We start from the raw sequence: 9344 nt of genomic DNA, 5'->3' as shown, positions 1-9344 counted from the left end.
CTGATCGATGCGTTCCTGCACCAGATCATTGGCGAAATCGGCGATGTCAGCCACGATCAGCGCCTCGCGTCGTCTGGTTGACGTAGGTGGCGCGGTTGAACAAACCCAGCAGCCCTTGGATGCCCCGGAACACCTGCAGGCGAATCGCGGCGAGTTCCTGATCGGTGACGACACCGTCGCCGATGCTCTTGGCCCAGGTCTCGGCGAGATCCGCGACTTGGCGGAAGTATTCGGCGATGCCGGTGGTGAGAGTCTCGGGCATGTCGTTGGTATAGGTGTCGGCTAGCTCCTGCCAGATCGTGTCACCGACCAGCGCATGCACAGCATCGAGAATGCGGCGATCCTTGGTCAGTTCGAGGATCTCACCAAACTCCTGAATGTTGATGGAGTGGCTCGGGTGGGTTGGCGACAGCTTGTGCTGCAGCGTGGTCGGGTTGCGGCCAGTGGTGGCTGCGATGGCAGCAGCGCCGCCCGGGTAATCGCGAGCGGCGTGGTACAGCGCTAAATCGAGCGGCAGGATTTCCCGCTGCGCCCGTTCCAGAGAACTCAGAGCGATACGGCTCATGGCATTAATCCTAAAAGTTGCCAGTGCCGCGCGACAGAAGTTGGTGATACATTTGCCGCGTGGTCTGGAGAGGCCCAAAGCCGGCTAGGTTCGTAAGACCAAACCGGCACCGTGCCGGGGCGAACAATCCGTTGTTCACCCCTGGCGCAATAGCTGCCAGCTCTGTGGTAAGAACGGCAGCAACACCAAGGCTTCCGAGCCTTGGAAACGCGATGAAAGTCGGCGACATGTGGTGTGCTCGCCTACTGACATCGCGACCCGATAGCATTGTGGTGATGCTGTCGGGAGAAACTGGGCGACCCTTGGGTCGCCTTTTTTCTATGCAGCGTTTTCTACTCTGTGATTAGCTGGTGCCTGTGTTCGCAGATATTGCCAATCAATGTCTGGCCTTAACGACTCACACGTCACACGACTGCCGCTATGCCGATCAATCGAAATGGATAAAGCTGCGTTCGCTCGACGATTGCCATAAGCAACCTGCTTTAATTGGCCGACTGAGGTATTACATCGAGAGGCAAAGGTCTTGAGCTGTACGTCGTCTAGGATCTTTATGTATTCGAGAAGCGTCATTGCTAACCCCCTATTCAACACAAGATTAGCAACTGCTAATCCGGTCCGCAATAGCAAAACGTAATTTACATTTTGCTAACGGAGCACGGATGATTCCCTATATGAATATCTACGAAAAACGCCTCACGATTCTTAAAGCCCTGATTGGTGAAAACCAACTCAAGGACTTTGCCGGAGCGCATGCAGATGTGGACGCTTCGTACATTTCTCAGATCCTAAACGGGCACCGGACATTGGGTGACCGAGCTGCCACGAACCTTGCAAAAAAGCTCGCAATTCCTGCTGATTTGCTTACGACGGGAACCTACTCCGCCGAAGACCAGCATCAAATCACCGCCGCTTGGATCGCTCTTGGCCTGAAGCCTCCAGTTTTGCCCCACCCCGCGTTCTTCAATGCAACCATCAACGAAACCGCCCTTAGAACAGCTGAAGAGCGGGAAGCAAGCGAGCACCGGCGCCCTGCTCCAGTACCCGTAGTGGGAAAGGCTATGTTGGGTACTGATGGCTACTTCGACGCACTTGAATATCCTCCAGGTCATGGCGATGGATATTTGGAAATTATCAGTTCCGATCCCGATGCGTATGGCTTGAAAGTCGTGGGAAGCAGCATGCATCCACGCATCAAAAACGGAGAGTTTGTGCTCATTGAACCGAATCATGCTTATCAGACTGGCGATGAGGTCCTCGTGCGGACCACCGATGGTAGGGCAATGGTGAAAGAGTTCATTTATCGCCGGGACGGTCAACTCCGGTTCGATAGCATTAACGACAGCTACCCTCCTATCTTCCTGGAGGAAAAGCTCGTCGAGAAAATCCATTACGTAGGGGCTATCTTAAAGCCGTCAAAGTACCTTGAGATCTGAAATTTAGCATTTGCTATTGCGAAATGAATTAGCTGTTGCTAATTTGCACTCACTCTTTAACCACAGAGCGAGGCAAATTCATGCATACCAAAGCTACGATTCATTTGCACCCAACCATTGCTGACCCCTGCCGCATTTTCGAGGTTCGTCGTCTGGCCCGAGAATGTGGCTGCGCTTTTATTAGCATCCAAACCTCCAAAAAACGTCGCCCTCCTGCCAAGTGTTTCGACCCAAACGGTGGAGGGCACGCGGCATGATCAAGTACAAGATCGACAACCGCACCCTGCAGCTGCTCAACGCCCAGGTCAACCTGACCGAGACCTTCAACCATGTCCTGCGCACAGCACCGAAGCGTGAATGCCTGGCATTCCGTCTCAAGGCTGAGCGCGGCGCAGTGGTAAGCACTTTTGTCGTGGAGCTGGGCAGCGAACGCCACACGCTGACCCTGCCAAACGACAAGAAGATGCACCTCAAACTGGCAGACTTTATTGAAGAGATTGCCAACGGTCCGTTCGACGCGAGCAACTCCAGCGATCTGGTGCATCTCCCACATGCGGATCGTCAATACGGTCGCTTTGAAGCCCAGGACAAGCAGCGCTTGTTCGAACTGGTGCACACCGGCGGCGTGCTGAGCCTCGACATGGGTTTTGAACTTCCCCTGCATGTGGCGCTGCATCGTACTCATACACGCCGCGGCGTCACCGCGATCTTGAGCATCGGCAACAAGAGTCCGCATACGCGCTGCTTCACCTTGTATGACTCCGATGCCGAGATCTACGCAGAGGTCATTGAGTCCATTAATCACCTTGCTGCAGCGGCCACTCCAGCTGCGCACGCAGCATAGGAGAGAGATATGGAACGCACCCTCGCCCAAGCAGCCACACAACTCGGCCTCACTCGTCCCAAACTGATCGCTCTCATGCGGGAAAAAGGTTTGCTCAAGGGAAACCTGCCAGCGAACCCGAAGCGCGACAAAGCGTACCTGCGTGTCAAGGACAGCCCCTGGTATGACGAAAAATGCGGAATGCAGTACAGCCAATCGACCCGCGTCATGCAAGCCGGCATCCGCTGGCTGGCCGAGCAGTTGGACATCGATCTTCCTGCCATCCCAGCAGATCGCCGTGACGTGGCCTAGGGAGTACGCCCGCCAGATCGTTGCCATGCGCACACGCGAGGAGCGCAACGCCGCGCTCCTCGAAGTGCCCGAACATCTGCGCGAGCTGACCAGACGCCACTGCCTGAATGCCTGGAACCACCCGGCACGACAACAACGCAAGGAGCCTAGACAAGGCCATGAGTAACGCTGCACAGAATCCGCTTCGCCTGCATCCGGCGCCCGAATCGGCCACCGTCGAACTGCTCTATCGAATCTTCGGTGACGTCCTGATCCCGCTAGAAAAAGTCCGCGAGCAATACTTTCGCAATCTCAACGAGCAGTCGTTTGTGACGGAGATCAACAGCGGCCGGATCCAGCTTCCCATAACCACGCTGGACACCAGCCGCAAGGCGTTGAAGTACGCGCACATCCGCCATGTTGCCTCGCTGATCGACATCCGCGCCTACAAGGCTGATGAAGATATGCAGCGACAGCAGGACGGCCAACGCCAAACGGCCCCCACACCACTGACGGCTGTCACCACCAGCCAACGACAACCTTAGGAGCACACCACATGATGACCCCAATACAAATCGGTGCACTGATCATCCTGATAGCTCTGGCCGCCCTGCTGCTCTGGGGCGGTTACATCATAGGCCGCAGCGATGGCCTGGAGACCGGCCTGCGCGAGGGTAAAGACATCCAACGCGCCGCAAGCGCCAAAACCATCCGCGAGCTTCGAGCCTCCCTGCAGTTCATCCGGGCCGATCACACTCGCTTGGCACAAACCTGCAAACGACTTGAAGCAGCCCCCCTCTTCGGCCCGGCCGAGCACCAGACGCTGGTCGCCATCGGCGAGTTGCTGCGGATCGCCGCCGAAACCTTCAGCGCCTTTCGTACCGGCAAGAAGCTCGAGCGTGATGCCCGATCTATGCGCGAACAGGTACTTGCAATGGCTGCGCAGCTGCAACCAGGAATCGAGGGCAGCAAAGTCGCACAGCAAGCGCATTCGAAGCGCTCTGTATTTCCTGGCAAGGAGGCGGCATGAACATTCAATTTCTTAGCCATGAGCAGGTCTGCGAGTTGACTGGAGCCAAAACTAAAGCTGGTCAGATTACTGTACTGAAGCGTAATGGCATTCGTCACACCATCAAGCGCAACGGCTGGCCCTGCGTGATTGCCTCGGCGCTAACAGGGGTAACTACAAACGCACCAGAAGTTCCGACGTGGCAGCCACGCTTGGTGGGATAAATGGGGCGAAGACCAACAAAGCCGGGAAGCATTCCTCGCCTGCGCGAGAGAAAACGCGGCAACACCACCTACTACCTTTATGACACTGGCGGGAAACCACGCAAGGAAATCCCGCTGGGTACAGATTACGGCCTAGCCATCTTGGAGTACGCAAAGCTCGAAAAAAGCCGCGTTTCTCAAACTCTGACACAAACCGTACTTACCTTTGCATACGTGGCCGAGCTTTATATGAATGAGGTGGTTCCCACGAAAGCCCATGCCACCCAAAAGGACAACGCGCGCGAACTGAAAAATCTTCTCCTGTTCTTCAACGACCCACCGGCCCCTCTAGAAGCAATCGAACCGAAACATGTCAGCCAGTACCTTCGTCATCGCGGTAAGGCAGCTCCTATTCGTGCAAATCGGGAAAAAGCGTTACTCAGCTCCATTTGGAACTTCGCTCGCGAGAACGGCTACACATCCTTGGCAAATCCTTGCTCAGGCGTGAAGGGTAATAAAGAAACCGGTCGCGACATATATGTTGAAGACGAAGTCCTTGCCCGAGCCTACCAGCATGCCGATCAACCATTAAGAGATGCTTTGGACCTGTTCTATCTAACAGGCCAGAGGGTCGCTGACACATTGAAGATGGATGAGCGCGACATAAACGACGGAAAGCTCTCCGTCCAGCAAGGCAAAACTGGGGCTAAACGAAGGATCGAAATCATTGGTGAGCTCAAAGTCGTAATAGATCGAATCATGGCGCGAAAGGCCGGACAGAAAATCAGATCAACACGCCTGGTAGTGATCGACTCTGGGCAGCCGATGACGGCCAGCATGCTCAGAAAAAGGTTCGATGACGCCAGGGAAGCAGCCGGGATTCCAAAAGCAGAATTTCAGATGCGCGACCTACGAGCAAAAGCGGCCACGGATAAAGAGGAGTCAACAGGGAGCATCAGAGAAGCACGAGACCAACTTGGGCACACCACCGTAGGGATGACAGAACAGTACATCCGTATGCGAAAGGGCATGAAGGTCACCCCTACGAGGTGACTAACGGTCACGAATTGCGGAAAAGATTTTTTGATTGCGGAAAAAAGAACTAAGGGCTTGCATGATGTATGTCATGCAAGCCCTTGATATTCATGGTGCCCGAAGCCGGAATCGAACCGGCACGCCCTTACGAGCGGGGGATTTTAAGTCCCATGCGTCTACCAGTTTCGCCATTCGGGCGGTAGCGCGGTGTTGCTTTGTTCAGCCTTGCGGTTGCGATCCTGACAGGATGACTGCCTGAAAAGCCGAGCGGGGAATATATACATCACGTCCCGGTGAAGCAAGTTTGGAGTGCGCGATTTGAGAACTAAATATCGCTGACCGCGAAAAATCAAAAAGCCCCAGAAATCAGGGAGCTACGGAGTTTGCTTGAAGTAGAGGCCGAAGTTAGTGGCAAATCGCAGCAACCAGACTGGAAATTGGGGCGATAAACACAAAAAGATTCAGATGCTCACCATCACCGTAGCTGCACGGGTGACAGATGATTCATCGATTGAGATTATGAGCAGGCAACCCAAGTCTGGACAGGATGTCTACGCTAAAGGTTGGCGCCGAAATCAATAATCAAAGGGTAATCAGCACGCCCCCCCCCCTTCAACCACGATCACGCCTCACAGAACGTCACCAGAGCAGTGCTCAGGGATGTACAAGCAATCAGGAGATTTGATTCCATGCAAATGAGTGACACCGTTCTAAAAGCGTCTTTAAGCCAAGAGGAGCGCTCGGCGATCGCCGAGATCGAAGCGACCACCAATATCCTGCAACTTGTCACCCGTCTGACCGGTACACGCTTTGCCGGCATCGCAAAATTCACTGAAACAGAGTGGATCGTGTGTTCGGCGTACGATCCGATTGAACTGGGAATAAATGTCGGCGATACGCTGGATCTGGAAACCACCCTTTGCAGTGAGTTTCGACGAAATCCGCAAGCCCTGTTCCTTCCACAAATCAGCCAGGATGGAAGACTTTCGTCACGTCCTGTGGTGAAGCAGTATTCAATTGAAAGCTACGCGGGCGCGCCTGTTTTTCTGCCGGACGGGAGACTCTGGGGTGCCTTATGTGCTCTGGACTCAAGGGCTGTTCTGTTTGACAACCCCGATCTTGCAGAGACATTGACGCTGTTCGCGCGGCTCATTGGCTGCATCTTTTTCTCGAATCTCACGGTGGAAGGTGCCAGCCACATCCAGACCGGATCGTGCTTGACTGATTGATCCTCCGCAAACATGTGAATACCAGTTTTTTGCAGACAACAAAAAACCCCGTAGATCATTGATCTACGGGGCTTTTGATAGTGGAGGCCGAGGTCGGAATCGAACCGGCGTAGGTGGATTTGCAATCCACTGCATAACCATTTTGCTACTCGGCCTCAAAGTCTTTGCTGTCAGTAGCACAACAACAAACACTGTACAAATTGGAGCGGGAAACGAGACTCGAACTCGCGACCCCGACCTTGGCAAGGTCGTGCTCTACCAACTGAGCTATTCCCGCTTGGTGTGGCGCATTCTATAGAATTAAGATGCCCCGTCAACCCCTTGATTCAAAAAACTTTTATTTCTTTTCGACATCGGTCTTCAGGTGCGGCCAGGCAGCGCGAAGGTATTGAACCATCGACCACAGGGTCAGCCCTGCCGATACGATCAGCAGCGTATAACCGAGCACGACCCAGAAGCTGAATGCCTTTGGATGAGCCAGCAGAATCACCAGCGCGAGCATCTGCGCAGCGGTTTTCCATTTGCCGAGATTGGAAACGGCTACCTGCGCTCGTGCGCCGAGTTCTGCCATCCATTCGCGCAGTGCCGAAATCACGATCTCGCGACCGATGATGACCGCCGCTGGCAGCGTGAGCCAGAGATTGCCGTGTTCCTGCACCAGCAGGACCAGGGCAACAGCGACCATCAGCTTGTCGGCGACCGGATCGAGGAAGGCACCGAACGGTGTGCTTTGCTCCAATCGGCGCGCCAGATAACCATCGAGCCAGTCGGTTGCGGCCGCGAAGGCGAACACCGAAGCGGAGGCCATGTAACTCCACTCGTAGGGCAGATAGAACAGCAAAATAAAGATCGGGATGAGCAGGACGCGTAGAACGGTAATCAGATTAGGGATATTCATCGGCACAACTGGCTACGAGGTGAAGGGGCATTCTACTCACTATGCAGGTTCGCATAAATCGACTCAGCGAGCTTTTTACTGATCCCCGGGGCTTTGGCGATCTCTTCGATGCTTGCACGAGACAGCTCCTGCAATCCACCAAAATGTTTCAACAGGTCACGGCGGCGGGTCGGCCCTACCCCTGCCACGCCTTCCAGCGTTGAGGTTCGGCGGGTCTTGCCGCGACGAGCGCGATGCCCCGTAATTGCGAAGCGGTGTGCCTCATCGCGGATCTGCTGGATCAAGTGCAAGGCAGGTGAATCGCCGCGCAAGGTGAACTCGTGGGCTGCATCATTCAGATACAACGTTTCGAAACCGGCCTTGCGCGTGGCGCCTTTGGCGACGCCCAACAGGATCAGATCCGGCACGGCCAATTCGTTGAGCACATCACGGGCCATCGACAATTGACCCTTGCCACCGTCGACCAGCAGGATGTCCGGCAACTTGCCTTCGCCGTCCTTGAGTTTGCTGAACCGGCGGGTCAGCGCCTGGTGCATGGCCGCATAATCGTCGCCGGCGGTGACGCCTTCGATGTTGTAGCGGCGGTAATCCGACTTGATCGCACCTTCCGGCCCGAACACCACGCAGGAGGCAACCGTAGCTTCGCCGCTGGAATGACTGATGTCGTAGCATTCCAAACGTTGCGGCGGCTCATCCAGATTCAGCACTTCGGCCAGCGCGTCGAATCGCGCGGCGGTGTGCTGACGGTTGGCCAGACGCGCGCCCAAGGCTTGCTCAGCGTTGGTCACTGCCAGTTGCTGCCAGCGCGCACGGGTACCGCGCACCCGGTGACTGATGGCCAATTCGCGGCCGCGCAAGGTATGAATCCCTTCGATCAGCGCTGGAAAATCTTCGTGAACCACATTCACGATCAACTCGCTCGGCAAATCGCGCTCGGGGCTGCTGATGTAGTACTGGCCGAGAAACGCCGCCATGACTTCGGAAACGTCTTCCTCGATGCCGACCTGCGGGAAAAAATTCTTGCTACCCAGCACTCGCCCGCCGCGCACGCTGATCAGGTGGACACAGGCGCCGCCTGGGTTGACGAATGCGGCAATAACGTCGATATCGCCGGTTCCGCCTTCCATGCTTTGCTGGTCCTGCACCCGGCGCAGCAAGGCGATCTGGTCACGCAATTCGGCCGCGCGTTCGAATTCGAGATTGATCGCTGCCTCTTCCATCGCGGTGGACAGCTCGTTGGTCAGCGCGTGGCTGCGACCTTCGAGGAACATCACCGAGTGGCGCACGTCTTCGGCGTAGACGTCAGGCTCGACCAAACCCACGCATGGTGCCTTGCAGCGTTTGATCTGGTATTGCAGGCACGGACGGGTGCGGTTCTTGTAATAGCTGTCTTCACACTGACGGACGAAAAAGGTTTTTTGCAGGATGCTCAGGCTTTCGCGAATGGCGCCGGCACTCGGATAGGGGCCGAAATACTTGCCCTTGGCCTTTTTTGCGCCGCGATGGATGCTCAGGCGCGGAAACTGTCCGTCGGAGAGAAACACGTACGGATAGGATTTATCGTCGCGCAGCAGGATGTTGTACGGCGGGCGCCACTCCTTGATCAGCGTCTGTTCCAGCAGCAGCGCTTCGGTTTCGTTGGCGGTGATGGTCGTCTCGACCTGAGCGATACGCCCGACCAGTGCAGCCGTTTTCGGCGCCAGCCCGGTCTTGCGAAAGTAGCTCGCCAGACGTTTCTTCAGGTTTTTCGCTTTGCCGACATAGAGCAGGCGCGCTTCGCTGTCGAACATGCGATAGACGCCCGGCCGACCGCTGACGGTCGACAGGAAAGCACTGGAATCAAATGTCTCGGTCATGG

12 protein-coding genes and 3 tRNA genes are annotated in these 9344 nt (G+C 55.6%); 8 read left to right on the top strand and 7 right to left on the bottom strand.

What is annotated here, in order from left to right; translation table 11 throughout:
• Positions 1–46: 46 nt before the first annotated feature.
• The gene (locus D8U82_RS02735) at positions 47–565 is read right to left on the bottom strand and encodes a phage regulatory CII family protein (protein WP_009049401.1); all 519 of its coding nucleotides are present in this window, start codon (positions 563–565) and stop codon (positions 47–49) included.
• A 318-nt stretch (positions 566–883) separates the two neighbouring features.
• Entirely contained in the window at positions 884–1135 is a 252-nt protein-coding gene (locus tag D8U82_RS02730; protein ID WP_081500541.1) for a YdaS family helix-turn-helix protein, read from the bottom strand.
• Positions 1136–1236: 101 nt separating this feature from the next.
• Between D8U82_RS02730 and D8U82_RS02725 the strand changes: the two genes are divergently transcribed.
• The 7 genes from D8U82_RS02725 (at position 1237) to D8U82_RS02690 (ending at position 5377) form a co-directional block, all read left to right on the top strand.
• On the top strand, positions 1237–1998 hold the full coding sequence (locus tag D8U82_RS02725; protein WP_081500543.1) for a S24 family peptidase: 762 nt from the start codon (positions 1237–1239) through the stop codon (positions 1996–1998).
• Between the two features lie 253 nt (positions 1999–2251).
• A complete protein-coding gene (locus D8U82_RS02720; RefSeq protein ID WP_093101813.1) occupies positions 2252–2842 on the top strand; it encodes a hypothetical protein in 591 nt (196 codons plus the stop codon).
• A 9-nt stretch (positions 2843–2851) separates the two neighbouring features.
• Positions 2852–3133 (top strand): phage antirepressor KilAC domain-containing protein, encoded by a 282-nt coding sequence (locus tag D8U82_RS02715; RefSeq protein ID WP_008086765.1) that lies wholly within the window; start codon positions 2852–2854, stop codon positions 3131–3133.
• A 158-nt stretch (positions 3134–3291) separates the two neighbouring features.
• Positions 3292–3657, top strand: a complete 366-nt coding sequence (locus D8U82_RS02705; protein WP_093101815.1) for a pyocin activator PrtN family protein — start codon at positions 3292–3294, stop codon at positions 3655–3657.
• Between the two features lie 11 nt (positions 3658–3668).
• Positions 3669–4142 (top strand): hypothetical protein, encoded by a 474-nt coding sequence (locus D8U82_RS02700; protein ID WP_093101816.1) that lies wholly within the window; start codon positions 3669–3671, stop codon positions 4140–4142.
• A complete protein-coding gene (locus D8U82_RS02695) occupies positions 4139–4345 on the top strand; it encodes a DUF4224 domain-containing protein (RefSeq protein WP_093101817.1) in 207 nt (68 codons plus the stop codon). The genes D8U82_RS02700 and D8U82_RS02695 overlap by 4 nt, the downstream gene beginning before the upstream one ends.
• The gene (locus D8U82_RS02690) at positions 4346–5377 is read left to right on the top strand and encodes a tyrosine-type recombinase/integrase (RefSeq protein WP_093101818.1); all 1032 of its coding nucleotides are present in this window, start codon (positions 4346–4348) and stop codon (positions 5375–5377) included.
• 93 nt (positions 5378–5470) lie between these two features.
• Here the strand turns inward: D8U82_RS02690 and D8U82_RS02685 are convergent.
• Positions 5471–5557: transfer RNA gene (locus D8U82_RS02685), tRNA-Leu, on the bottom strand.
• Positions 5558–6048: 491 nt separating this feature from the next.
• On the opposite strand from D8U82_RS02685, the gene D8U82_RS02680 reads away from it, so the two are divergent.
• Entirely contained in the window at positions 6049–6588 is a 540-nt protein-coding gene (locus tag D8U82_RS02680; RefSeq protein WP_016774514.1) for a GAF domain-containing protein, read from the top strand.
• Between the two features lie 81 nt (positions 6589–6669).
• Here D8U82_RS02680 and D8U82_RS02675 read toward each other — a convergent pair.
• The 4 genes from D8U82_RS02675 to uvrC all read right to left on the bottom strand — a co-directional run bounded on the left by D8U82_RS02675 (position 6670) and on the right by uvrC (position 9342).
• A tRNA-Cys gene (locus tag D8U82_RS02675) sits at positions 6670–6743 on the bottom strand.
• Between the two features lie 46 nt (positions 6744–6789).
• Positions 6790–6865, bottom strand: a tRNA-Gly gene (locus D8U82_RS02670).
• A gap of 60 nt (positions 6866–6925) precedes the next feature.
• Positions 6926–7486: a CDP-diacylglycerol--glycerol-3-phosphate 3-phosphatidyltransferase gene (gene pgsA, locus D8U82_RS02665; protein ID WP_016774513.1), complete on the bottom strand. Its 561-nt coding sequence runs from the start codon at positions 7484–7486 to the stop codon at positions 6926–6928.
• Between the two features lie 32 nt (positions 7487–7518).
• The gene (gene uvrC, locus D8U82_RS02660; protein ID WP_024012762.1) at positions 7519–9342 is read right to left on the bottom strand and encodes an excinuclease ABC subunit UvrC; all 1824 of its coding nucleotides are present in this window, start codon (positions 9340–9342) and stop codon (positions 7519–7521) included.
• Positions 9343–9344: the final 2 nt, after the last annotated feature.

The sequence above is a fragment of the Pseudomonas sp. Sample_23 genome (genome assembly GCF_004307595.1).
Taxonomy (GTDB): Bacteria; Pseudomonadota; Gammaproteobacteria; order Pseudomonadales; family Pseudomonadaceae; genus Aquipseudomonas; species Aquipseudomonas atacamensis.
Note: the sequence above shows the minus strand (reverse complement) of the source record. Positions and strands in the feature narration are given on the sequence as shown.

What these genes read in the sequence shown, in the direction of transcription:
- D8U82_RS02690 (WP_093101818.1), top strand. Translation starts at nt 4,346, where the DNA reads ATGGGGCGAAGACCAACAAAGCCGGGAAGCATTCCTCGCCTGCGCGAG.
- uvrC (WP_024012762.1), bottom strand. Translation starts at nt 9,342, where the DNA reads ATGACCGAGACATTTGATTCCAGTGCTTTCCTGTCGACCGTCAGCGGT.
- pgsA (WP_016774513.1), bottom strand. Translation starts at nt 7,486, where the DNA reads ATGAATATCCCTAATCTGATTACCGTTCTACGCGTCCTGCTCATCCCG.
- D8U82_RS02720 (WP_093101813.1), top strand. Translation starts at nt 2,252, where the DNA reads ATGATCAAGTACAAGATCGACAACCGCACCCTGCAGCTGCTCAACGCC.
- D8U82_RS02695 (WP_093101817.1), top strand. Translation starts at nt 4,139, where the DNA reads ATGAACATTCAATTTCTTAGCCATGAGCAGGTCTGCGAGTTGACTGGA.
- D8U82_RS02725 (WP_081500543.1), top strand. Translation starts at nt 1,237, where the DNA reads ATGAATATCTACGAAAAACGCCTCACGATTCTTAAAGCCCTGATTGGT.
- D8U82_RS02700 (WP_093101816.1), top strand. Translation starts at nt 3,669, where the DNA reads ATGATGACCCCAATACAAATCGGTGCACTGATCATCCTGATAGCTCTG.
- D8U82_RS02680 (WP_016774514.1), top strand. Translation starts at nt 6,049, where the DNA reads ATGCAAATGAGTGACACCGTTCTAAAAGCGTCTTTAAGCCAAGAGGAG.
- D8U82_RS02715 (WP_008086765.1), top strand. Translation starts at nt 2,852, where the DNA reads ATGGAACGCACCCTCGCCCAAGCAGCCACACAACTCGGCCTCACTCGT.
- D8U82_RS02735 (WP_009049401.1), bottom strand. Translation starts at nt 565, where the DNA reads ATGAGCCGTATCGCTCTGAGTTCTCTGGAACGGGCGCAGCGGGAAATC.
- D8U82_RS02730 (WP_081500541.1), bottom strand. Translation starts at nt 1,135, where the DNA reads ATGACGCTTCTCGAATACATAAAGATCCTAGACGACGTACAGCTCAAG.
- D8U82_RS02705 (WP_093101815.1), top strand. Translation starts at nt 3,292, where the DNA reads ATGAGTAACGCTGCACAGAATCCGCTTCGCCTGCATCCGGCGCCCGAA.